This is a genomic window from Xanthomonas sp. A1809 (assembly GCF_017746015.1).
Taxonomy (GTDB): domain Bacteria; phylum Pseudomonadota; class Gammaproteobacteria; order Xanthomonadales; family Xanthomonadaceae; genus Xanthomonas; species Xanthomonas euvesicatoria.
In genome coordinates this window covers 160,322-182,710 of sequence record NZ_JAGHWZ010000009.1, presented here as the reverse complement: position 1 = coordinate 182,710, position 22,389 = coordinate 160,322, and the positions used below count along the sequence as shown (strand labels likewise).

The following is a 22,389-nucleotide window of genomic DNA, read 5'->3' as shown; positions in this document are numbered from 1 at the left end:
GGCGGTCGAACTCGGCGCCTGGATAGGGTAGGTTGGCGTGTCAGATGTAATCGATTACACACGTGGGGGGCGGATGGACAGGGGCAACACGTCGCGATGGTTGACGATTCCACTCTTGCTGGGCGCGCTGGTCTTGGCGTCGTGCAAGCAAGCCGAGGAACCCAAGGTGGCCGAAAAGAAGGCACCGGTCAAAGTCATCCTGGTTGAGGCGCAACTGCCGCCCAAACCGGTCAAGCCGCCGCTGCCGCCGCTGTTTTCGGACATCGAACGCCGCACATTCCAGTTCTTCTGGGACACCACCAACGAGGTCAACGGCCTGTCGCCGGATCGGTTTCCGTCGCGCCCGTTTGCCAGCATTGCGTCGGTCGGATTCGCGTTGACCGCCTATCCGATCGGCATCGAGAACGGGTGGGTCAGTCGCAATCAGGCGATCGACCGCACCCTGACCACGCTGAAATTCTTCCGCGACGCACCGATGGGTCCGCAGAAGACCGGCCGGGCCGGCTACAAGGGCTTCTACTACCATTTTCTGGACATGCAGCAGGGCAACCGCTACGACAGCTGGGTTGAACTGTCGAGCGTGGACACCGCACTGCTGATGATGGGCGTGTTGTTCACCCAGTCGTACTACGACGGCGACGACCCGCGCGAAAAGGAGATCCGCCAGATCGCCGACACGCTGTACAAGCGCGTGGACTGGCGCTGGTTGCAACAGCGCGCCCCGCTGATCTCGATGGGCTGGTTCCCCGAGAGCGGCTTCATCAACCACGACTGGATGGGCTACAACGAGGCGATGATGCTATACATCCTCGCGCTGGGCTCGCCGACGCATGGCGTCGACCCGGACGCCTGGACCAGCTGGACCCGCACCTACAACAACGACTGGGGCGTGTATCAGGGCCAGGAATACCTGTCGTTCGGCCCGCTGTTCGGCCACCAATACAGCCATGTCTGGATCGACTTCCGCGATATCCAGGACCAGTACATGCGCGAACGCGGCATCGACTACTTCCTCAACAGCCGCCGCGCCACGTTGGCGCAGCGCGACTACGCCATCGACAACCCGATGAAGTGGAAGGACTACGGCGAAAACGTCTGGGGCCTGACCGCCAGCGACGGTCCGCAGAACACCAGCCAGGAATACCGCGGCGAGCAGCGCCAGTTCCGCCATTACTCTTCGCGCGGCGCCGGTCTGCGCGAGAATTTCGACGACGGCACCATCGCCCCGACTGCGGCGATCTCCTCGATCGTGTTCGCCCCGGAAGTGGTGATTCCTGCCACCCAAGAGATGCACAAGCGCTATGGCGACTTCCTGTATTCGAGCTACGGGTTCCTGGATTCGTTCAACCCCAGTTTCAACTACGACATCCCGATCAAGACCGGGCGCATGGTGCCGGACCGTGGCTGGGTGGCCAGCGACTACATCGCCATCGACCAGGGCCCGATCCTGACGATGATCGCCAACTACCAGAACGAATTCGTCTGGAACGTGATGAAGAAGAACCCCTACATCCGTGCCGGTCTGGAACGCGCCGGCTTCACCGGCGGCTGGCTCACTCCGGAGGGCGAGCCGCAGCCGGCGCCGCAGAAGGACGAGCAGAAGGCCGCCGCGCGCGCGCTGGGCATGGCCGAATCGCGTGCCGCCGCCGCCCAGGCCCAGCAAGACCCCTCGCAACGCCAGAAACCCGAGTAATCCGTGCGCCTTTTGAAACTGTTGATGTTGGCCGTCGCCCTGTGTGCAGGTGCGACGGGATGCGAACGCTCCGATCCGGGCAAGACCACGGTGCGCTTCTGGGCGATGGGCAAGGAGGCCGAAGTGGTCGCCGAGCTGGTGGCCGATTTCGAAAAGCAGAACCCCACTATCCACGTGGATGTGCAGAACATCCCGATGACGGCGGCACACGAAAAACTGCTGACCGCCTTTGCCGCCGATGGCCTGCCGGATGTGTGCCAGCTCGGCAACACCTGGCTGCCGGAGTTCGCGCTGCTGGACACGCTGGAGCCGATGCAGCCGTACGTGGCGCGCTCCAGCGTTGTCGACCCGGCCGATTATTTCCCCGGCGTGTGGGACACCAATCTGGTCGATGGCACGCTGTACGGCGTGCCGTGGTACGTGGACACGCGGCTGCTGTTCTATCGCAAGGACCTGCTGCGCGAGGCCGGCTATAGCGAAATGCCCAAGACCTGGGCCGAGATGGAACAGGTGATGGCCGCGATCAAGCGCAAGGTCGGCCCCGACCGCTATGCCATCCTGATGCCGCTCAACGAATTCGAGCAGCAATTGTCGTTCGCGCTGCAGCAGGACGACCGCCTGCTGCGCGACCACGACAACTACGGCAACTTCCGTGGCGCCGGTTTCCGCAAGGCGCTGGGTTTCTACGACAACATGTATCAGCAGGGCTGGGCGCCCAAGGTCTCAGAGACCCAGGTCTCCAATGTCTGGTACGAATTCTTCAACGGCTATTACGCCTTCTATCTGTCCGGGCCGTGGAACGTGCGCGAGTTCAAGCTGCGCCAGCCGCCGGGCATGGAAGGCAAGTGGGGCACCGCGCCGTTGCCGGGGCCCAACGGCTTGGGTGCCGGCATCGCCGGCGGTTCCAGCCTGGTGATCTTCAAGTCCTCGCAACACAAGGACGCCAGTTGGAAGCTGATCGAATATCTGTCGCAGCCGCAGGTGCAGGCGCGTTTCCACGCCATCATCGGCGACCTGCCGCCGCGTCGCAGTACCTGGAAGCTGCCTTCGCTGGCCAACGACGAACTGGCGCATGCCTTCGGCGACCAGCTGGAGCGGGTCAAGGCCACGCCCAAGGTGCTGGAGTGGGAGCGCATCGTGCAGGAAATGCGTCTGGTCACCGAGCGCGTGGTGCGCGGCGGGCAATCGCACGAAGCCGCCGTGCAGGAACTGGATCAACGCGTGGACGAAATCTTGGCCAAGCGCCGCTGGATCTTCGAGCAGGAGGGCGGGCATGTCGGCCCGGCCGGTGACACCGCTCCGCCGGCAGTGAAGCCAGCGGCAGCAGGCACCACCGCGCCAGCTGCCGCAGCGGATCAGGGAGCCGCACGATGATGAAGCGCAATTCCGTCGCCGGCTGGGTCTTTGCCGCGCCGTCGATCATGGTGCTGGGCATGTTCTTCGGCGTGCCGGTGTTCGCCGCGCTGGTGCTCAGTGTGACCGACTTCGACCTGTACGCACTGGCCGACAGCAGCCATCTGCGCTTCGTCGGCCTGGGCAACTACATCGACCTGCTGCAGACGCCGCTGTTCTGGAAGTCGTTGTGGAACACCACCTACTTCGTGCTGCTGGGCGTGCCGATGTCGATCGGTGTGTCGCTGGGCGCGGCCCTGCTGCTCAACGCCAAGGCCTCGCGCTTCAAGGCGCTGTTCCGCACCGCCTTGTTCGCGCCAGTGGTGACCACGCTGGTAGCGGTGGCGGTAATCTGGCGCTACCTGTTCCATATCAAGTACGGCCTGGTGAACTTCGGCCTGAGCCATCTGGGCATCGCCCCGATCGACTGGCTGGGCGACCCGCGCTGGGCGATGCCCACCATCATGCTGTTCGCGGTGTGGAAGAACTTCGGCTACAACATGGTGATCTTCCTGGCCGGGCTGCAGGCGATCCCGCAGGACTTGTACGAGGCCGCGCGCATCGATGGCGCGTCGCGCTGGAAGCAGTTCCTGCACATCACCTTGCCGATGCTCGGCCCGGTGCTGATGGTCGTGGGCGTGATCACTATTTCCGGCTACTTCCAGCTGTTCGCCGAACCCTACGTGATGACCCGCGGCGACCCGCTGCAAAGCACCGTCAGCGTGCTGTATTTCATGTTCGAAGAAGGCTTCAAGTGGTGGAACCTCGGCCGCGCGTCGGCGGTGGCGTTCCTGTTGTTCCTCATCATTCTGGCGGTGACCACCGTGATGCTGCGCTTTGGCCGCAAGAAGGACCTGATATGAGTCGTGATGTCGGCGAATCGCGCTGGAATGCCGTGCTGATCAACGGCGGCTTGCTGGCGCTGGCGGTGATCAGCCTGGCACCGCTGCTATGGATGCTGTCGGTGTCGTTCATGCCCACTGGCGAGGCCAGCCGGTTTCCGCCACCGATGCTGCCGTCGGCGTTCACCACCGCCAACTACCACGAGCTGTTCGCGCGCACCGGCATGGCGCGCAACTTCGCCAACAGCTTGCTGGTGTCCGGGCTGATCACGCTCGGCTCGCTACTGGTCAACACCATGGCCGGTTATGCGTTCGCCAAGCTGCAGTTCGTCGGCCGCGAGCGCATCTTCAAGATCCTGATGGCCGCGCTGGTGATCCCGGCGCAGGTGGCGATGCTGCCGCTGTTCCTGCTGATGAAGCAGTTGCACCTGGTCAACAACATCGGCGGGGTGGTGGTGCCGGCGCTGGCCACGGTGTTCGGCATCTTCCTGGTGCGTCAGTACGCGCGCAGCATTCCGGATGAATTGATCGAGGCCGCGCGTATCGACGGTGCCAGCGAGATGCGCATCTTCTTCCAGATCGTGTTGCCGATGCTCAAGCCGGTGCTGGTCACCTTGACCATCTTCACCTTCATGGGTTCGTGGAACGACTTCATGTGGCCGTTGATCGTGCTGACCGACCAGGAGCAGTACACCTTGCCGGTGGCGCTGGCCGCGCTGTCGCGCGAGCACATCATGGATGTGGAATTGATGATGGCTGGCGCAGTGGTGACGGTGATTCCGGTGCTGCTATTGTTCCTGGCGCTGCAGCGTTACTACATCCAAGGTCTTCTGCTGGGGAGTGTGAAGGGGTGAAACCAGTGTTCCTGCGACTGTGTGCCATGGCCGCTTTCGTCACGTCTGCGGGCGCGGCGCAGGCGCAGGAGCGCGTGCTCGACGGCTTCAACGACATCGGTGCCTGGCGCCTGGTGGTGTCCAACCAGGTCAGCGGTTCGCTGCGCCCGGTGGCCACGCCCTCGGGCGGGCATGCGCTGTGCCTGGACTACAACTTCAACGGCGTGTCCGGCTATGTCGGCATCCGTCGCAATTTGCCGATCACCTATCCGGACAATTACCGGATGTCGTTCGCGGTGCGCGGCGAATCGCCATCCAACGACCTGCAGCTCAAGCTGATCGACGCAAGCGGCGACAATGTCTGGTGGGTCAACCGGCCGGGCTTCAACTTCCCGAAGAACTGGACAACGTTCAACTACCGCAAGCGCAACATCGAGAAGGCCTGGGGCCCAGGTCAGGACAAGCAACTGCGCAGCAGCGCCGATGTGGAGTTCACCATCTACAACAAGGTCGGCGGCAAGGGCACGGTGTGCTTCGACCGGCTCACGCTCACGCCGCTGCCGCCCGAAGACACCTCGCCGTTGCAGGCCAAGGCCATCACCGACACCGCGCCTGCGTTGGAACAGCGCCTGGCCGATGGCAAGCCGGACACGTTCTGGCTCAGCGGCGCGGTCAAGCAACAGACGGTCACGCTGGATCTGGGCAAGGTGCGCGAATTCGGCGGCGCCGTGGTGCAGTGGGTGCCGGGTCTGCAGGCCTCGCAATACGTGGTGCGCTCCTCCAGCGACGGACGGAGCTGGCGCGACCTGCGCACGGTCACTGCCGGCGCGGGCGGCACCGATTGGTTGGCGCTTCCCGATACCGAAGCGCGCTACCTGCGTTTCGATCTCAAGGACGGCCCCAACTGGCGCTACGGCATCAAGGAAGTGCAGCTGCAGCCGCTGGCATTCGCCGCAACGCCCAACGACTTCATCAAGTCGCTGGCCGCGCAACTGCCGCGTGGCAGTTATCCGCGCGGCTTCTCCGGCGAGCAGCCGTACTGGACCATCCTGGGCCTGGATGGCGGCACCGAACAGGGCCTGATCGGCGAGGACGGTGCGGTGGAAGTGGGCAAGGGCGGTTTCAGCATCGAGCCGTTCGTGGTTACCGGCGGCAAGGTGCTGCACTGGTCCGATGTCAGCAGCGAGCAAAGCCTGCAGGACGATTACCTGCCGATTCCCAGCGTGGATTGGCACCACGACCTGATGAATCTGCGCGTCACCGCCTTCGTGCAGGGCACCCCCGATCAGGCGCAACTGGTCGCGCGTTACCAACTGCACAACACCGGCAAGGATGCGCGCGAGTTCACCCTGGCGCTGGCCGTGCGTCCATTCCAGGTCAACCCGCCGGCGCAGTTTCTCAACACCTTGGGTGGCGTCAGCCGCATCGACCAACTCGCAGTGGATGGTGGCCAGGTCAGCGTCAACGGCAAGCCGCGGGTGTTCGCTGCACAGCGGCCGGATGCCGGCTTTGCAAGCGCCTTCGACAGCGGCATGGACGTCAGCCATCTCACCGCGGCCACGCCGCCGACGGTGGCCCAGGTCAAGGACGAAACCGGCCTAGCATCGGGTGTACTGCTGTATCGCTGGAAGCTGGAGCCCGGCCAACGCCGCGAAGTGGCCTTGGTCATTCCGCAAACCGGCGCCGCGCAGCTGCCGGCTGGCTTCGATGCCGACAAGGCGCAGCAGCAGGTGGCGCAGCAATGGCGCAGCAAGCTCGATCGGGTGCGCATCAGCGTGCCGGCCGAAGGCAAGCCGGTGGTCGATACCTTGCGCACCGCGCTGGCGCATATGCTGATCTCACGCATCGGTCCACGCCTGCAGCCGGGCACACGCTCGTATTCGCGCAGCTGGATCCGTGACGGCGCAATGATTTCCGAAGGACTGTTGCGGCTGGGTCGCGAAGACGTGGTGCGCGACTACGTGGATTGGTTCGCGCCATACCAGTTTGCCGATGGCATGGTGCCGTGCTGCGTGGACGACCGCGGCAGCGACCCGGTGCCGGAGAACGACAGCCACGGCGAGCTGATCTACAACATCGCCGAGTACTACCGCTATACCGGCGACAAGGCCTTCCTGGAAAAGATGTGGCCGCATGTCACAGGCGCCTACGACTACATGGAAACGCTGCGCGCCAGCGAGCGTACCGAAGAAAACTTCATGCGCAACCCGGCTTTCTACGGAATGATGCCGGTGTCGATCAGCCACGAAGGCTATTCGGCCAAGCCGGTGCATTCGTACTGGGATAATTTCTGGGCACTGCGCGGTTACAAGGACGCGGCGATGCTGGCCGGGGCGCTGGACAAGCCAGAGGAAGCGGCACGCTTCAGCGCCGCACGCGATGAATTCAGTGGCGATCTGGTGGCATCGCTGGGCGCGGCCGTGCGTCAGCACAACCTGGATTTCCTGCCGGGCTCGGCGGAGCTGGGCGACTTCGATGCGACCTCGACCACCATTGCGTTGACGCCAGGCGGCGAGCAGCAACGCCTGCCGCAGGATCTGCTGACCAAGACCTTCGAGCGTTACTGGAAGGAATTCTCCGACCGTCGCGACGGCAAGCGCGAATGGAAGGACTACACGCCCTACGAGTGGCGCAACGTGGCCGCATTCGTGCGCCTGGGCTGGCGCGACCGCGCCTGGGACGCGACCGCGTTCTTCTTCAAGGACCGCGCTCCACAACCCTGGAACCAGTGGGCCGAAGTGGTCTCGCGCACGCCACGCACGCCGTTCTTCGTCGGCGACCTGCCGCATGCCTGGGTCGCCTCGGACTTCGTACGCTCGGTGCTGGACATGTTCGCCTACGGCCGCGAATCCGATGCCAGCCTGGTCATCGCGGCCGGCACGCCGACGCGCTGGTTCGAAGGCAAGGGAATCGGTATCGCCGAACTGCGTACACCGTACGGGCGCCTCAACTACACCTTGCAACGCACCGACAAGCAATTGGTGTTGCAGCTGCAGCCCGGGCTGATCCTGCCGCCGGGCGGTGTGGTGCTGCCGTGGCCGTATCAGGGCACCCCGGGCAAGGCCACGATCAACGGCGAATCGGCTGAATGGCAAAACAGCGAACTGCGCATCCAGCAACTGCCGGCCAACGTGCAAATCGATGTGCCCAGCGCGGTGCGGCGGGCCGAGCGCGCCACGCAATGAGGCAGGCGTGGCGGCCGTCCCGGGCAGCGCCAGCACGGCGAGGTTCCGAAGGGCTGCTCATGTTGGTTGCACTGCTGCTGTTCTCCACAGGCGTTCAGGCCGGGCAGGGCGTTCCCTCCGTGCAGCGCGGCAATCGTGAGCAAGTAGCGAACGCCGTGCAGTCATCCGCCACAGCGTCGCGCGAAATGACCCTGGTCACGCTCAACCTGCACCACGATCGCGAAGACTGGCCGGCACGACGCGCTTATATCGCCAGGGAACTCAAGCGACTGGCGCCGGACGTGATTGCGTTGCAGGAAGTGATCGAGCGCCGCGGCAGCGTGGAAAACCAGGCCGCCTGGCTCGCGCGCAAGCTCGGTTACGACTACACCTTCGCCTCGGTCGATCCGGTCGGTGCACCCAAACGCTACGGCAATGCGTTGCTGAGTCGCCGCAAAGTGCTGGCCACCCACCAGCGCCTGCTGCAGCCGCTGGACGATTACCGTGTCGCCGCGCATCTGCAGGTGGATGTCGATGGCCAGCCGGTCAACGTCTATGTCACCCATCTCAACGAACGCGCCGACGCACGCGGTGCCGGCATACGCACGCGCCAGGTGGCCGATCTGCTGGACTTCATCGCCTCCAACAGCGCGCAGGCGCCGGTGGTGATCGCCGGCGATTTCAATACCGCCGCCGACACGCTCGATCTGCAAGCGCTACGCAAGGGCTACGGCGACAGCTACGGCAGCGTGCATCGCAATAGCGACGCCACGGTCAGCACCTTGAACATGCACATCTTCGACAGGCCTGCACGCATCGACCATGTGTTTTTCCAGCAGAACCGCCTGCTGGCCCGCGAAGCCCGCATCCTGTTCGAGGCGCCTTATGCCGAAGGCCGCTGGGCATCGGATCACTATGGTGTGTGGGTACGCCTGCAGCTTGCGCCGGAGCATCCGGCAAGCAACCGGATGCCGTAGGAGCGCACCCGCGCGCGACAGTAATTTACCGGGAAGGCCTCATCGCGCCCAGGGCGTTTCTACATAGCTCCGGGTACGCCTGCAGCTTGCGCCGGAGCATCCGGCAAGCAACCGGATGCCGTAGGAGCGCACCCGGGCGCGATGGGATTTACCGTAAGGCCTATTGGCCCGGGTGCGCTCCGACGAACGGTCTTGAGCCGGCGGCCTCAGTGCCGCTGTACTCACCCGTGCAGACGGTTGAAGATTTGAACCCCGGCCAGCCACACACCGGCCATGCTGCCGAAATTGGTCAGCAGAAATGTCAGCACCACCCGCGAGACGCGGTTGCGGTACCAGCCGCGCAGCGTCTGCGCGTCGTCGCGCAATGACAGAAAGTCGCCGTAGGCCGGCTTTCGCATATGCACTTCGACCAACGCGGCGAATGCACCGGTCGGCACGCTCAGGCGAAATGGCTTGAACGGCGCGACGACCGCGGCGGTGAGAATGCTCAACGGGTGGCTACCGGCCAGCAAGCAGCCGAGCGCGGCCATGCCGCCGGTATACATGGCCCACTGCATCAACAGGTCCGCGCCCATGCTCAGGCCGCCACGCCAGAACCCGATGCCGATGCCGGTGATGATGACCGCCAGGATGCCCAGCGTGATCCACGGAATACGCTTGCGCTGCTGCACGTATTCCAGCGATTCGCGCAGCGGGCTGGGCGCGGCGGTGTCCTGTTCCAGATGGCGCGCAAGTCCGGCCAGATGTCCAGCGCCAACCACCGCCAAGATCTCGCGCTGCTCTGCGCCGACTTCTTCGCGCAGACGCGTGGCCATGTATTGGTCGCGCTCGGCAATCACCGTCTCGTACAGCTCCGGACTTTCGCTGGCGAAGTCGCCGAAGCTTGCCTCGAGCATGTCGCCTTGCTTGAGCTTTTCGATTTCTTCTTCGCCCACCTCATCGGCAGCGAACAGGCCGCCGAGCAATCCCCCGGCCAGTTTCATCTTGCCGAAAAACCCCAGCCGCCCGGACGCACGTTTGAAGGTCAGGCCAACCTCGCGATCGATCAGATGCACCGGTAAGCCCTGCGCGCGTGCCAAGTTCACCGCCTCCTTCAATTCCGCGCCCGGTTCGATGCCCAGTTGTTTGGCCAGGCGGCGTTGGTACGCGGCAAGCGCCAGATTCGCGGCGAACAAGGCCACACGGCCCTTGCGGATCACCTGCACCAGATCCAGGCGGGCGAGGGCGTCGGGATCGCTGAGCGCCTGCAGGCGCTGCGCGTCCAGTTCCACCGCTACCGCGTCGTAACGCCCGCTGCCAATCGCCCGTTGCACGGCGGCAACGCTCGCCAGCGACACGTGCGCGGTGCCGAGCAAGGTATAGCGCACGCCGTCGCGTTCGACGATGCGATGCGGCTGGCCGGACAGCGCATCGTCCAGAACGTGGGGGGGCTGCTCAGTCATGGGGCTTTTCATCAGAAGGAGGGGCGGTGTCGCCGGAGCCGAGCGCGCGTTGCATCTGCACGCCGTCCAGCCAGCGACCGTGTTTGCGGCCAATTCCGTTGAAGACTCCGACCGTGCGAAATCCAAAACGTTCATGCAAGTTTCGCGATGCCAGATTGCCGGCATCGCCAATCACCGCGATCATCTGGCGGAAGCCGCGCTGCTCGCACACCGCGATCAGCTCACCCAGCAGGGCTTTGCCGATGCCGCGGCCCTGCATCGCGCTGGCCAGGTAGATCGAGTTCTCCACCGTCCAGCGATATCCGGCGCGCGCGCGAAATGCGCTGGCATAGGCATAGCCCGCGACCACGCCATCGAGCTCTGCCACCAGATAAGGGTAGCCTGCATCCACGATCGCGCTTACCCGCGCGCGCATTTCATCGAGCGATGGCGCGTTGTATTCGTAGGTATTGACCCCGGCGATCTGCTCCGCATAAATCGCAGTGATCGCCGGGATGTCCGCATCGCGGACTGCACGCAGCTCCAATGGCATGCGTCAGTCGATGTAGCGCTTGAGCAGATCGCCGTACGCATCGATGCGACGGTCGCGCAGGAACGGCCAGATGCGGCGCACATGTTCGCTGCGTTGCAGGTCGACATCGCAGATCAGCACGGTCGGATCCTGGCCGGCTTCGGCAATGAACTCGCCCTGCGGCCCCAGCACATGGCTGTTGCCCCAGAACTGGATGCCCGAGGCGCCCAGCGGCGAGGGCTCATGGCCGACCCGGTTGCACGACAGCACCGGCACGCCGTTGGCGACCGCATGGCCGCGATGGCTGAGGATCCAGGCATCGCGCTGGCGCTCCTGCTCGGCCTGCTGGTCGTCCGGATCCCAGCCGATCGCCGTGGGGTAGAGCAATAGTTCCGCACCGGCCAGCGCCATCAGGCGCGCCGCTTCCGGATACCACTGGTCCCAGCACACCAGCACGCCCAGGCGGCCCACCGAGGTATCGATCGGCGTGAAGCCCAGATCGCCCGGAGTGAAATAGAACTTCTCGTAGAAGCCCGGATCGTCGGGGATGTGCATCTTGCGGTACTTGCCGAGCAGCCGGCCGTCCTTTTCGAACACCACCGCGGTGTTGTGATACAGGCCGGCCGCGCGGCGCTCGAACAGCGAGGCGACCAGCACCACGCCGTGCTGCCTGGCCAGCGCGCTCAAGCGCTCGGTGCTGGGGCCGGGAATCGGCTCGGCCAGGTTGAACTCGTCCATCGACTCGTGCTGGCAGAAATACGCGCCGTTGTGCAGTTCCTGCAGCAGCACCAGCTTGGCGCCCTGCGCGGCGGCTTCGGCCACGCGCGATGCGATGACGGCCAGGTTGGCCTCGGCGTCGCCGTGGTTGCGCTCCTGGATCAGCGCGACGGGAAGGAGATGACGGGTCATGGCAGCATCCAACGTTAGTGGCGCACTAAGGTAGCGCGCCATGGCGTAACACCGGCCTGCCGGCCGGAACAGGAAGCCGCGCGCGGTCTGTGCGGCCGCGACGCAGGCGAGGTACGCAACTGCGCTTAGGCCGCGAGCAGGCCGGCCGGCAATTGCATGGTCAGGCAATGCAGGCTGCCGTTCTGCCAGATCAGCGCACGGCACGGCACCGGCACGATCTCGTGCTGCGGGAATGCCTGCGCCAGCACCGCCTGCGCGGTTGCATCGGCCGCATCGCCATAGGCCGGCATCAGCACTGCGCCGTTGACGATCAGGAAATTGGCATACGACGCAGCCAACCGGCGGCCTTCATCGAGGATGGGCTGTGCCCACGGCAGCACAAACAGCCGATATGGCTGCCCGTCGGCCCTGCGCAGCGCGGCCAGTTCGGCCCCCATCGCCTGCAGTTCGACGTAATGCGAATCGCCGGGCACGTCGCAGCCCTGATAAACGATCGAATCCGGGCCGGCAAAGCGCGCCAGCGTGTCGATATGCGCGTCGGTATCGTCGCCTTCCAGGTAGCCGTGATCCAGCCACAGCACGCGCTCTTGCGCCAGCCACGTGGCCAGATCGCTGCTGAGCGATTCGCGCGTGCGCTGCGGATGCCGCTCATGCAGGCACTTCCAGGTGGTCAGCAGGGTGCCGGCACCATCGGTCTCGATGGCGCCACCTTCCAGCGCGAAGTCGATGGTCTCCACCTGCGCCGGCACGAACACTTGCGCGGCATCCAGCGAACTCACCAACTGATCGTCCAGGCTGGCTTCGAACTTGCCGCCCCAACCGGTGAAACGGAAATCCATCAACCGGAAGCCGGCTTCCTGGCGCAGCGTGATCGGGCCCGAATCGCGCAGCCAGGTGTCGTTGTACGCGGCGATCACGAAGCGCACGCGCGTCATGTCCACCCGCGCCGAACGCAGCCGCGCCTCGGCATAGATCTGCAGGTCGTCGTCGGCCACGCAGATGACCACCGGCTCGAAGCGGGAGATCGCCGTGACCAGCGCAATATAGGTCTCTTCCACGTCGGCCAGGCGCTCGGCCCAATCGGTGCCGGCATGCGGCCACGCGAGCAACACGGCGGATTGGGGTTCCCATTCGGCGGGAAAGCGAAGACGGTCGGTCATGCCAGGCAAATACTCATCTTGGTGTGCAGGCCATCGCCCGCTAGGTCATCGACATCCCGCACGGTGGATGCGGGCTCTTGCGATCCAGGCGCTGATCGCCGCGCCGGCCTTCTAACAGCATTGCAGCAACGCATGTCCGGCTGCTGACGGACACGGTGCACCTTGCGATGCGAATCGTGACGGCCGGCGTGCGAAGACCGGATGCCGAAACCTCCGGTCGAGCCGTCACCGATGCCTCAGCGGATCGGCGGCTTGGGCCCGATCTCGTTGGCATCGGCCTTGTTGGCCACCACGTCGATCACCTTGCTCTTTTCGAAGTACACGGTGAAGGCCGGATACACCCAGCGATGGATGGTGGGCCATTGGCGCTTCTGGCCGCCACGTGGGTCGAGCTTTTCCTGTGGCGCGCCGTAGCGGCCTTCGACCTGGCTCATGCTCTCGCCGCGCAAGGGCAGGGCAGCGGCAGGCTTCTGCTGTGCGCGGTCGACCAGCAACGTATCGGCCGAAGCGACGGCACTGATCCCCATCAGCGCGATTGTCAGCACGACCGGCGGCATCACAAACAAACGGTTACGCATGTCATCTACTCCCCAGTGGACAAGATTTCAGATGGTGATTACAGCAAAAAACGACGACAGGCGCTGTTGCGACACGGCTGACCTGTCGGGGCCGCGATTGCCCGGCGCCCTGGCCCAGGGACGGCGATGTCCTGCGTGGGCAGGCCGGCGGTAGATCCGTATGTCAACCACTGTGAAGCAGCGGCCAAGAAAAAACCGCCCGGAGGCGGCTTTCTCGGGTCTTGCACGCGCCGCAAAGGCTTAGCGCTGACGCGCCTTGAAACGCGGGTTCGACTTGCAGATCACGAAGACCTTACCGCGGCGGCGGACCACCTTGCAGTCGCGGTGACGGGTCTTCGCAGACTTCAGGGAGGACAGGACTTTCATGGCACACCTCGGCGTAAACGGTTGGATTCGATGGAAGAGTGCCCACGGTCGAGGGTGCACCCGGAATTAAGCCGGCGATTCTAACCGGCTTTTCGTCGTGCTTTCAAGTGGTTGCAGCGCGATCGCTGCGAGCGGCGCTACACTACGCGCTGATGACCTTCCGGAAACCTGAATGACCGACCTGTCGCCCGTTCTCACCATCGATGGCCCTTCCGGTGCCGGCAAGGGCACCGTGAGCCGGATCGTGGCCGCCCGGCTGGGCTGGCATTACCTCGATTCGGGTGCACTGTATCGCGCGGTGGGTGTGGCGGCGAGCTGGGCCGACCTGGATGTCTCCGACCCGGCAGCGCTGGTGCGTTGCACCTTCGACACCAGGGTGGAGTTCGACGATGCGGGCGAGGCAGGGCTGCGCGTGCTGGTCAATGGCGCAGATGCGACCAGTGAGCTGCGCCTGGAAACTACGGGCGCGCTGGCCTCGGCCATTGCCGCCATTCCCGAGGTGCGCAGCGCCCTGAAAGAGCGCCAGCGCGCATTCAGGCGCGCCCCCGGCCTGGTTGCCGACGGGCGCGACATGGGCACGGTGATCTTCCCCGATGCGGCCTACAAAGTGTTTCTGACCGCCAGTGCCGAAGAACGTGCGGGCCGTCGCCATAAACAGTTGATGGAAAAGGGTGTTTCGGTTATCTTTGACGACCTGCTGCGCGAGATCATGGCCCGTGATGCCCGTGATGCGCAGCGGGTGGTGGCGCCATTGCGGCCGGCCGAAGACGCCGTGCTGATCGATACCAGCGGAATGGGAATCGAAGATGTCGTCCAGCGTGTGGTCGGGTTGCTCGCAGACCGTGCGCCGTCGTAAGCGTTTGGCAAGCGGGTTTGTCCCGCCGACCGTAAGGCGTTCCAAAGCTCCGTCGCGCATCCTGCGTGGCGGTTCTATGACTTCCAACCGACTCGCTGTCCGGAGTCGACCAACAGGCTGGGCGGTTCGCATCTGTCGCATTCCGACGATCGGCGCCCGTGTGTTCAACTGAGTAAATTCAAATGACAGAATCTTTTGCAGAACTGTTCGAAGCCAGCCAAGCCAATCTGGCGAAGCTGAAGCCGGGCTCCATCGTCACCGGTACCGTCGTGGAAGTCCGCGGCGACGTGGTGGTGATCAACGCTGGCCTGAAGTCCGAAGGCATCGTGCCGATCGAGCAGTTCCGTAACGACGCTGGCGAGATCGATGTCGGCGTAGGCGACCAGGTCAAGGTCGCCCTCGATTCCATCGAGAACGGCTTCGGCGAAACCGTGTTGTCGCGCGAGAAGGCCAAGCGCGCGATGGTGTGGGACGAGCTGGAAGAAGCGTTGGAAAAGAACGAAACCATCACCGGCCGCATCAGCGGCAAGGTCAAGGGTGGTTTCACCGTGGACATCAAGGATGTCCGCGCGTTCCTGCCCGGTTCGCTGGTGGATGTGCGCCCGGTGCGCGACCCGGCCTACCTGGAAGGCAAGGAACTCGAGTTCAAGCTGATCAAGCTGGACCGCAAGCGCAACAACGTCGTTGTCTCGCGTCGTGCAGTGGTCGAAAGCGAGCACTCGGAAGAGCGCGAGCAGCTGATGGACAAGCTGCAGGAAGGCGCGATCCTGAAGGGTGTCGTCAAGAACCTGACCGACTACGGCGCGTTCGTGGACCTGGGCGGTATCGACGGCCTGCTGCACATCACCGACATGGCCTGGAAGCGCGTGCGCCATCCGTCCGAAGTGGTCAACGTCGGCGACGAGCTGGACGTGCGCGTGCTGAAGTTCGATCGCGAGCGTAACCGCGTCAGCCTCGGCCTGAAGCAGCTGGGCGAAGATCCGTGGGACAACATCGCGCGTCGTTACCCGGCCAACAGCCGCGTGTTCGGCAAGGTCTCCAACGTCACCGATTACGGCGCGTTCGTCGAGATCGAGCCGGGCGTCGAAGGCCTGGTGCACGTGTCGGAAATGGATTGGACCAACAAGAACGTCAACCCGTCCAAGGTCGTGCAGGTCGGTGACGAAGTCGAAGTCATGGTCCTGGACGTGGACGAGGAGCGTCGCCGTATCTCGCTGGGCATGAAGCAGGTTGCCGCCAATCCGTGGGAAACCTTCGCTGCCACCCACAAGAAGAACGACAAGGTGTCCGGTCAGATCAAGTCGATCACCGACTTCGGCATCTTCATCGGTCTGGACGGCGGCATCGACGGTCTGGTCCACCTGTCCGACATCAGCTGGAACACCACCGGCGAAGATGTCGTGCGCAATTACAAGAAGGGCGACACGCTGGAAGCCGTGGTGCTGGCAGTGGACCCGGAGCGCGAGCGCATCAGCCTGGGCGTCAAGCAGCTGGAGCAGGACCCGTTCGGTCAGTACATGGCGTCCAACCCGAAGGGCTCGAAGGTCGAAGGCGTGGTGCGTGAAGTGGATGCCAAGGGCGCCACGATCGACCTGGCCGATGGCATCGAAGGCTACGTCGCTGCACGCGACATCGCCAACGAGCGCGTCGACGACGCCACTCAGCACCTGAAGGTTGGCGACAAGATCGAAGCCAAGTTCGTGGGCATGGACCGTAAGGGCCGCACCCTGCAGCTGTCGATCAAGGCCAAGGACGATGCCGAAATGCGCGAAACGTTGGAGGACTACCAGTCCGCTTCCGCGTCGGGCGGCATGACTCAGCTGGGCGCGCTGCTGCGTGCACAGTTGAACAACAACAAGTCCGAGTAAGCGCGTAGCGCTCGCAAGAGCGTAATGGATCGGCCCGGGCTTGCCCGGGCCGATTCCGATGTGTCAGTCGAAAAAAGCAAGTCTTCCCATGACCAAGTCCGAATTGATTGAAATCCTGGCGCGACGCCAAGCGCATCTGAAGTCGGACGACGTGGATCTGGCAGTGAAGTCGCTGCTGGAAATGATGGGGCAGGCGCTCTCCGATGGCGATCGGATCGAAATTCGCGGGTTCGGCAGTTTTTCGCTGCATTACCGTCCGCCACGCTTGGGACGTAATCCCAAGACCGGCGAGTCGGTCGCGCTGCCGGGCAAGCATGTTCCCCACTTCAAGCCGGGCAAGGAATTGCGTGAGCGGGTCAGCTCCGTGGTGCCCGTGGATGTGGTCGATACGGCAGACTGAAGCCCGTCTGGCGCTGCGTTTATGTCGTCTCGGTTAAGCTAGCTTGCTTCCCGACGGAGTCTCGCCATGAAGGTGCTTCGCTTGCTGGTGATGTTGGCCTTCCTGTTGGTCGGTCTGATCATCGGTGCGGTCAATTCCCAGGACGTCACGCTCGACTTCCTGTTCTCCAGCGTGCATACCAGTTCAGGCGTCGCGATCATCGTCGCGCTGCTGGTCGGTGTGTTGATCGGTGCCGGCATGGTGCTGGTCAGTGTGGTCATTCCCCTCTATTCCAAACTGCGCCAGGCCAACAAGGCTGTTGCGGTCAGTCGCGCCGACGCCAGGCCTGTCACGCCTGCGACCGTCGAGCCGCGCCCCATCGATGGACTGTAACGACGTATGGACTTTCTGACCGAGTGGATCTGGTTCTTCCTGTTTGTGCCGCTGGCTGCGCTAGGCGGCTGGATCGTGGGCCGTCGTGGCGGTCAACGCCACGGCGACACGCAGGTCAGTCGTCTTTCCAGTACTTATTTCCGTGGGTTGAACTATCTGCTCAACGAGCAGCCGGACAAGGCGATCGAGCTGTTCTTGCATATCGCCGAACTGGACAAGGAAACCTTCGAGACCCAGGTCGCGTTGGGGCATCTGTTCCGTCGCCGTGGTGAAGTGGACCGTGCGATCCGCCTGCACCAGGGCCTGGTGCAGCGTGGCGACCTGACCGATCAGCAGCGCGTCCAGGCCTTGCTGGCGCTCGGCGAGGACTACATGAAGTCGGGTCTGCTGGATCGTGCCGAAACGGTCTTTACCGAGTTGGCGCAACTGGACCAGCGTGCGCCGCAGGCGCTGCGCCATCTGATCGGCATCTATCAGGCCGAGCGCGATTGGGAAAAGGCGATCGACAACGCCACCCGCTATGAAGAAGTGACCGGCGAGCCGATGGGCAAACTGATCTCGCAATTCGAATGCGAACTGGCTGATCGCTATCGCGGCCTGGGCAAGACCGACGATGCGCTACAAGCCATCGCACGTGCCTACCAGGCCGATGGCACCTCCGTGCGCGCCGGCATTCTGGAAGGGCGCATCGAAGCCGAGCGCGGTCACGACGAAGCGGCAGTGCGCGCTTTCGAACGGGCGGCCCGGCATGATCCGGAATACCTGCCCGAGATCATTCCTGCATTGATGGCCGCGTATCGACGGGTCGGCGATATCGCTGGGGCGCGCAACTTCCTGTCGGAGATGACCGAGCACTATCGCGGCATCGCTCCGGTGCTGGCGCTGACCCAGTTGATGGAAGCCCAGGATGGCGTCGCGCCTGCGCTGGCCTATCTTGGCCGCCAGCTCAAGGATCGGCCGTCGGTGCGTGGTGAGTCGGCGTTGATCGATCTCACCCTGGCCGAGGGAAGCGACCCGGTCGGCACCTTGCAGGACCTAAAGCACATCACCGACCAATTGCTGGTGCGCAATCCGAGCTACCGATGCACGCGCTGCGGCTTCGGTGCCAAAACGCATCATTGGCAATGCCCGAGCTGCAAGGAATGGGGTACGGTCAAACCGCTGTTGAACTACGCGGTGGTCTGATGGCGTGGCTGTGGTGCGCGCTGCACCTGCTGGTCGCGGCACTGGGGACCTGGGGGCTGCGGCGCTATGCCTTGCACCGCCGCCTGCTCGATCATCCCGGTGAACGGCGTAGCCACGTGGTCGCTACCCCGCGCGGCGGCGGTATGGCGATTGTGGCGGCGATCTTGCTGGGCTGCGTTGCAGCTTGCGCGCTGTGGCCGACGTCGCGGCTGACGGTCTGCTGGTTCGCAGCGGGCCTGATCGCCGTGGCCGGCGTAGGGTGGTGGGACGACCACCGTCCGCTTTCGGCAAGGCTGCGGTTTTCGATTCACCTGGCCGCGTCGGCGGCATTGGGCGCCTTGGTTTGGCATGACACGGGCAGCGTGTGGGATGGATTGCTGACTGCCGCTGCGTCCGTGGTATTGATCAATGTCTGGAATTTCATGGATGGCATCAATGGGCTGGCCAGCACCCAGGCGGCGTTGGCCGCGCTCGGATTCTCGCTGGTAGCGCCTGCCGGTTGGTCGTGGGCAGGTCTGGCGGTTACAGCGGCGTGCCTTGGGTTCGTGCCGTTCAATTTCCCACGTGCACGCATCTTCATGGGCGATGGCGGCAGCGGTGCGCTCGGCTATGTGCTGGCGGCGCTATTGGCGCTGAACGTAGCGGGTGGTCAGGTGAGCTGGTGGATCAGCTGGTTCCCGTTGACGGTCTTTGTTGTAGACGCCGGCTTCACACTGCTTGCTCGCATGCTTTCTGGGCAACGCTGGTGGGAACCGCATGCCCAGCACGTCTATCAACGTCTGGCGCGTCGTCTTGAGACGCACGTTCCGGTAACGTGCGTTTATTTCGCTTTCAGCCTCATTGCCGTCTGCTTGTACCTGCTAATCCGTCATGATCCGTTCTGGCTGCAGGTGTCCGGCGCGCTGGCATGGGGCATGGGCACCACTGCAATCTGGCATTTTCTGCGCGATGGATTGCGCAATTCCTGACTAATGGACTTTTATGATTTCCTGGCGTGACCGTCTGACCAAGGCCCTGCCGCAGATAGCGGTCGTGGTACATGATCTGCTAATGGTGTGGGTGTGCTGGCAGCTCCTGCATGCCGGCCGCTACTCGATGCTACGCGACGCGCCCGATCTGCCGCTGTGGGACTGGCGCACCGCGGTGGTGTTGGTGGCGCAGGGCCTGGTGTTCTGGAAGATGGGGTTGTATCGCGGGTTGTGGCGCTTCGCCTCGGTGCCGGACCTGTGGAACATCTTCAAGTCGAGTTTTCTCGGATTGGTCGCAATCGTGCTGGCGTTGGCGTACGACCGTCTGGATGGCGTGCCGCTGTCGGTGCTGGTGGTCTATCCCTTTGCGTTGTCGGCCATGCTGGGTACGCCGCGTCTGCTGTATCGCGCTTGGAAGGACTACCAGATCGCGCATTCCGGTGATGCGGGGCGGCGCGTGCTGATCCTCGGCGCCGGGCGCGCCGCCGAAGGGTTGGTGCGCGATCTTCGCCGTACCGGCGCGTTTGTGCCGATTGGCTATCTGGACGATGCCAGCAACCTGCATGGCGCCAAGATCCAGGGCCTCAATGTGCTGGGCAATCTGGACCAGGCCGCCGCGATCGCCAAAGAGACCGCTGCCAAATTGCTGGTGATCGCGATTCCATCGCTGGATGCCTCCGGCATGCAGCGCGTGGTGGCGATTTGCGAAAGCACCGGCCTGCCGTTCCGCATGGTGCCCAAGCTGATCAACGTGCTGGAGGGGCGCTCCTTGCCGGGCGAGTTGAAGGAGGTCGCGATCGAGGACCTGCTCAACCGCAAGCCGGTCACGCCCGATTGGCGCCTGATCCGCGACTGGCTGACCAACAAGACCGTGATGGTGACCGGCGCCGGTGGTTCGATCGGTTCGGAAGTCTGCCGCCAGTGCGCACGCCATGGCGCGCGCCGGATCGTGCTGCTGGAAATCGACGAGCTGGCGCTACTGACCATCGACTCGGATCTGCGCCGGCTGTTTCCGGATATCGAAGTGGTGCGCGTGTTGGGCGATTGCGGCGACCCGGCGGTCGTGGCGCATGCGTTGAACACTGCCACGCCGGACGCCGTCTTCCATGCGGCTGCGTACAAGCAGGTGCCGTTGCTGGAAGAGCAGTTGCGCGAGGCGGTGCGCAACAACGTGCTGGCGACCGAGAACGTGGCGCGCGCCTGCCAGCGGGCACGTATCGAGACATTCGTCTTCATTTCCACCGACAAGGCGGTCGAGCCGGTCAATGTGCTGGGCGCAAGCAAGCGCTATGCAGAAATGATCTGCCAGAGCCTTGACGCGCGCGATGCGCCGACGCGCTTCATCACCGTGCGCTTCGGTAACGTGCTGGATTCGGCCGGCAGCGTGGTGCCGTTGTTCCGCGAACAGATCCGCCAGGGCGGCCCGGTGACCGTGACGCATCCGGATGTCACGCGTTACTTCATGACCATCCCCGAAGCCTGCCAGTTGGTCATCCAGGCGGCTGCATCTGCATCGCACGGTGCGATCTATACGCTGGACATGGGCGAGCCGGTGCCGATTCGCTTGCTTGCCGAGCAGATGATCCGACTGGCCGGCAAGCAGCCGGGCAAGGACGTGGCGATTCTCTATACCGGCCTGCGGCCGGGCGAGAAGCTGCATGAGACGCTGTTCTATTCCGACGAAGACTATCGTCCCACCGCGCATCCCAAGATTCTGGAAGCCGGTGTGCGCGAGTTCTCGCATGAGCAGGTGCTGCAGCTGGTGACGCGCTTGCGCGAGGCCGTTAACCGCTATGACATCAACGCGATGGAGACTGTATTGGGCAGCCTGATGCCGGATTTCGCGGCTGCTCGACGGAAAGTCGACGCGCGATCTGATACGGTCGTTCCATTCCCCGCACGTGAGGTCAGAAGACTGTAATGAGCCAGCGTATTCGCAAGGCCGTATTCCCCGTCGCAGGTCTTGGGACCCGCTTTCTTCCGGCAACCAAGACAGTGCCGAAAGAAATGCTGCCAATCATCGACAAGCCATTGATCCAGTACGCCGTCGACGAAGCCATCCAGGCTGGTTGCGATACGCTGATCTTCGTTACCAACCGCTACAAGCACTCCATTGCCGACTACTTCGACAAAGCCTATGAGCTCGAGCAGAAGCTGGAGCGCGCAGGCAAGCTGGAGCAGCTGGAGCTGGTGCGCCATGCATTGCCCGAGGGCGTCCGCGCCATTTTTGTCACGCAGGCAGAGGCGCTCGGCCTGGGCCATGCGGTGTTGTGTGCCAAGGCCGTTGTCGGTGACGAGCCGTTCGCGGTGTTGCTGCCGGACGATCTGATGTGGAACCGCGGCGATGCTGCGCTGACCCAGATGGCCAATGTGGCCGAGGCCTCGGGCGGCAGCGTGATCGCCGTGGAAGACGTGCCGCACGACAAGACCGCCAGCTACGGCATCGTTTCCACCGACGCGTTCGACGGCCGCAAGGGCCGCATCAACGCGATCGTCGAAAAGCCCAAGCCGGAAGTCGCGCCAAGCAACCTGGCCGTGGTCGGTCGTTACGTGCTGAGCCCCAAGATCTTCGACCTGCTCGAAGCCACCGGTGCAGGCGCGGGCGGCGAAATCCAGCTTACCGATGCGATTGCCGAGTTGCTGAAGGAAGAGCAGGTCGATGCCTTCCGTTTCGAAGGTCGCCGTTTCGATTGCGGCGCGCACATCGGCCTGATCGAAGCCACCGTGCATTTCGCGCTTGAGCACGAAAAGCATGGCGGCCCAGCGAAGGAAATCCTGCGCAATGCACTGGCCCAGGCCGACGCGCGCGGCTGAGTGTTGCCTGATCGCTGTTTCCACGAACGACGCCAGCTGGCGTCGTTCGTCGTTTAGGG

Annotated in this window: 20 protein-coding genes; 14 read left to right on the top strand and 6 right to left on the bottom strand. The window is 63.9% G+C overall.

Annotation, left to right across the window (positions count from 1 at the left end; all coding sequences use genetic code 11):
- Window positions 1–73: 73 nt before the first annotated feature.
- From J7396_RS13510 to J7396_RS13485, 6 genes are all read left to right on the top strand, one after another.
- The gene (locus J7396_RS13510; RefSeq protein ID WP_011347674.1) at window positions 74–1,693 is read left to right on the top strand and encodes a glucoamylase family protein; all 1,620 of its coding nucleotides are present in this window, start codon (window positions 74–76) and stop codon (window positions 1,691–1,693) included.
- Window positions 1,694–1,696: 3 nt separating this feature from the next.
- Window positions 1,697–3,067: a sugar ABC transporter substrate-binding protein gene (locus tag J7396_RS13505; protein ID WP_011347673.1), complete on the top strand. Its 1,371-nt coding sequence runs from the start codon at window positions 1,697–1,699 to the stop codon at window positions 3,065–3,067.
- Window positions 3,064–3,948 (top strand): sugar ABC transporter permease, encoded by an 885-nt coding sequence (locus J7396_RS13500; protein WP_011347672.1) that lies wholly within the window; start codon window positions 3,064–3,066, stop codon window positions 3,946–3,948. Before J7396_RS13505 ends, J7396_RS13500 begins: the two co-directional genes overlap by 4 nt.
- Window positions 3,945–4,781: a carbohydrate ABC transporter permease gene (locus J7396_RS13495; protein ID WP_011347671.1), complete on the top strand. Its 837-nt coding sequence runs from the start codon at window positions 3,945–3,947 to the stop codon at window positions 4,779–4,781. The genes J7396_RS13500 and J7396_RS13495 overlap by 4 nt, the downstream gene beginning before the upstream one ends.
- 26 nt (window positions 4,782–4,807) lie before the next feature.
- Window positions 4,808–7,945, top strand: coding sequence for a discoidin domain-containing protein (locus J7396_RS13490; protein ID WP_209261581.1), 3,138 nt, complete (start codon window positions 4,808–4,810; stop codon window positions 7,943–7,945).
- Window positions 7,946–8,007: 62 nt separating this feature from the next.
- Window positions 8,008–8,901 (top strand): endonuclease/exonuclease/phosphatase family protein, encoded by an 894-nt coding sequence (locus tag J7396_RS13485; protein ID WP_033478931.1) that lies wholly within the window; start codon window positions 8,008–8,010, stop codon window positions 8,899–8,901.
- A 221-nt stretch (window positions 8,902–9,122) separates the two neighbouring features.
- Here J7396_RS13485 and J7396_RS13480 read toward each other — a convergent pair whose 3' ends face one another.
- The 6 genes from J7396_RS13480 to ykgO form a co-directional block, all read right to left on the bottom strand.
- Window positions 9,123–10,343, bottom strand: coding sequence for a TraB/GumN family protein (locus J7396_RS13480; protein WP_209261580.1), 1,221 nt, complete (start codon window positions 10,341–10,343; stop codon window positions 9,123–9,125).
- Window positions 10,336–10,875: a GNAT family N-acetyltransferase gene (locus J7396_RS13475; protein WP_008575050.1), complete on the bottom strand. Its 540-nt coding sequence runs from the start codon at window positions 10,873–10,875 to the stop codon at window positions 10,336–10,338. Before J7396_RS13475 ends, J7396_RS13480 begins: the two co-directional genes overlap by 8 nt.
- 3 nt (window positions 10,876–10,878) lie before the next feature.
- Window positions 10,879–11,763 (bottom strand): carbon-nitrogen hydrolase, encoded by an 885-nt coding sequence (locus J7396_RS13470; RefSeq protein ID WP_209261579.1) that lies wholly within the window; start codon window positions 11,761–11,763, stop codon window positions 10,879–10,881.
- A 125-nt stretch (window positions 11,764–11,888) separates the two neighbouring features.
- Entirely contained in the window at window positions 11,889–12,923 is a 1,035-nt protein-coding gene (locus J7396_RS13465) for an agmatine deiminase family protein (RefSeq protein WP_209261578.1), read from the bottom strand.
- A gap of 236 nt (window positions 12,924–13,159) precedes the next feature.
- A complete protein-coding gene (locus J7396_RS13460) occupies window positions 13,160–13,501 on the bottom strand; it encodes a hypothetical protein (protein ID WP_007970129.1) in 342 nt (113 codons plus the stop codon).
- Between the two features lie 240 nt (window positions 13,502–13,741).
- Window positions 13,742–13,867 carry a type B 50S ribosomal protein L36 gene (gene ykgO, locus J7396_RS13455; protein ID WP_005913193.1) on the bottom strand — a complete coding sequence of 42 codons (126 nt, stop codon included), beginning with the start codon at window positions 13,865–13,867 and terminating at the stop codon, window positions 13,742–13,744.
- Between the two features lie 172 nt (window positions 13,868–14,039).
- Between ykgO and cmk the strand changes: the two genes are divergently transcribed.
- From cmk to galU, 8 genes are all read left to right on the top strand, one after another.
- Window positions 14,040–14,723, top strand: a complete 684-nt coding sequence (cmk, locus tag J7396_RS13450) for a (d)CMP kinase (protein WP_008572390.1) — start codon at window positions 14,040–14,042, stop codon at window positions 14,721–14,723.
- Window positions 14,724–14,905: 182 nt separating this feature from the next.
- Window positions 14,906–16,591 (top strand): 30S ribosomal protein S1, encoded by a 1,686-nt coding sequence (gene rpsA, locus J7396_RS13445; RefSeq protein WP_003489652.1) that lies wholly within the window; start codon window positions 14,906–14,908, stop codon window positions 16,589–16,591.
- Between the two features lie 88 nt (window positions 16,592–16,679).
- A complete protein-coding gene (locus J7396_RS13440) occupies window positions 16,680–16,991 on the top strand; it encodes an integration host factor subunit beta (RefSeq protein WP_008572387.1) in 312 nt (103 codons plus the stop codon).
- A 66-nt stretch (window positions 16,992–17,057) separates the two neighbouring features.
- Window positions 17,058–17,363 (top strand): LapA family protein, encoded by a 306-nt coding sequence (locus J7396_RS13435; RefSeq protein WP_003489650.1) that lies wholly within the window; start codon window positions 17,058–17,060, stop codon window positions 17,361–17,363.
- 6 nt (window positions 17,364–17,369) lie between these two features.
- Window positions 17,370–18,548 carry a lipopolysaccharide assembly protein LapB gene (gene lapB / locus J7396_RS13430; RefSeq protein ID WP_003489647.1) on the top strand — a complete coding sequence of 393 codons (1,179 nt, stop codon included), beginning with the start codon at window positions 17,370–17,372 and terminating at the stop codon, window positions 18,546–18,548.
- On the top strand, window positions 18,548–19,516 hold the full coding sequence (locus tag J7396_RS13425) for a glycosyltransferase family 4 protein (RefSeq protein WP_209261635.1): 969 nt from the start codon (window positions 18,548–18,550) through the stop codon (window positions 19,514–19,516). Before lapB ends, J7396_RS13425 begins: the two co-directional genes overlap by 1 nt.
- Window positions 19,517–19,529: 13 nt before the next feature.
- Window positions 19,530–21,437 carry a nucleoside-diphosphate sugar epimerase/dehydratase gene (locus tag J7396_RS13420; protein WP_046931922.1) on the top strand — a complete coding sequence of 636 codons (1,908 nt, stop codon included), beginning with the start codon at window positions 19,530–19,532 and terminating at the stop codon, window positions 21,435–21,437.
- Window positions 21,437–22,330 carry a UTP--glucose-1-phosphate uridylyltransferase GalU gene (gene galU / locus J7396_RS13415; protein WP_008572379.1) on the top strand — a complete coding sequence of 298 codons (894 nt, stop codon included), beginning with the start codon at window positions 21,437–21,439 and terminating at the stop codon, window positions 22,328–22,330. The genes J7396_RS13420 and galU overlap by 1 nt, the downstream gene beginning before the upstream one ends.
- The last annotated feature ends 59 nt before the right edge of the window (window positions 22,331–22,389 follow it).

Bases quoted from the DNA above. Each gene is read 5' to 3' on its own strand.
- J7396_RS13510 (WP_011347674.1), top strand. From the start codon at position 74: ATGGACAGGGGCAACACGTCGCGATGGTTGACGATTCCACTCTTGCTG.
- J7396_RS13500 (WP_011347672.1), top strand. From the start codon at position 3,064: ATGATGAAGCGCAATTCCGTCGCCGGCTGGGTCTTTGCCGCGCCGTCG.
- J7396_RS13495 (WP_011347671.1), top strand. From the start codon at position 3,945: ATGAGTCGTGATGTCGGCGAATCGCGCTGGAATGCCGTGCTGATCAAC.
- J7396_RS13490 (WP_209261581.1), top strand. From the start codon at position 4,808: ATGGCCGCTTTCGTCACGTCTGCGGGCGCGGCGCAGGCGCAGGAGCGC.
- J7396_RS13480 (WP_209261580.1), bottom strand. From the start codon at position 10,343: ATGACTGAGCAGCCCCCCCACGTTCTGGACGATGCGCTGTCCGGCCAG.
- J7396_RS13475 (WP_008575050.1), bottom strand. From the start codon at position 10,875: ATGCCATTGGAGCTGCGTGCAGTCCGCGATGCGGACATCCCGGCGATC.
- J7396_RS13470 (WP_209261579.1), bottom strand. From the start codon at position 11,763: ATGACCCGTCATCTCCTTCCCGTCGCGCTGATCCAGGAGCGCAACCAC.
- J7396_RS13465 (WP_209261578.1), bottom strand. From the start codon at position 12,923: ATGACCGACCGTCTTCGCTTTCCCGCCGAATGGGAACCCCAATCCGCC.
- J7396_RS13460 (WP_007970129.1), bottom strand. From the start codon at position 13,501: ATGCGTAACCGTTTGTTTGTGATGCCGCCGGTCGTGCTGACAATCGCG.
- ykgO (WP_005913193.1), bottom strand. From the start codon at position 13,867: ATGAAAGTCCTGTCCTCCCTGAAGTCTGCGAAGACCCGTCACCGCGAC.
- cmk (WP_008572390.1), top strand. From the start codon at position 14,040: ATGACCGACCTGTCGCCCGTTCTCACCATCGATGGCCCTTCCGGTGCC.
- rpsA (WP_003489652.1), top strand. From the start codon at position 14,906: ATGACAGAATCTTTTGCAGAACTGTTCGAAGCCAGCCAAGCCAATCTG.
- J7396_RS13440 (WP_008572387.1), top strand. From the start codon at position 16,680: ATGACCAAGTCCGAATTGATTGAAATCCTGGCGCGACGCCAAGCGCAT.
- J7396_RS13435 (WP_003489650.1), top strand. From the start codon at position 17,058: ATGAAGGTGCTTCGCTTGCTGGTGATGTTGGCCTTCCTGTTGGTCGGT.
- lapB (WP_003489647.1), top strand. From the start codon at position 17,370: ATGGACTTTCTGACCGAGTGGATCTGGTTCTTCCTGTTTGTGCCGCTG.
- J7396_RS13425 (WP_209261635.1), top strand. From the start codon at position 18,548: ATGGCGTGGCTGTGGTGCGCGCTGCACCTGCTGGTCGCGGCACTGGGG.
- J7396_RS13420 (WP_046931922.1), top strand. From the start codon at position 19,530: ATGATTTCCTGGCGTGACCGTCTGACCAAGGCCCTGCCGCAGATAGCG.
- galU (WP_008572379.1), top strand. From the start codon at position 21,437: ATGAGCCAGCGTATTCGCAAGGCCGTATTCCCCGTCGCAGGTCTTGGG.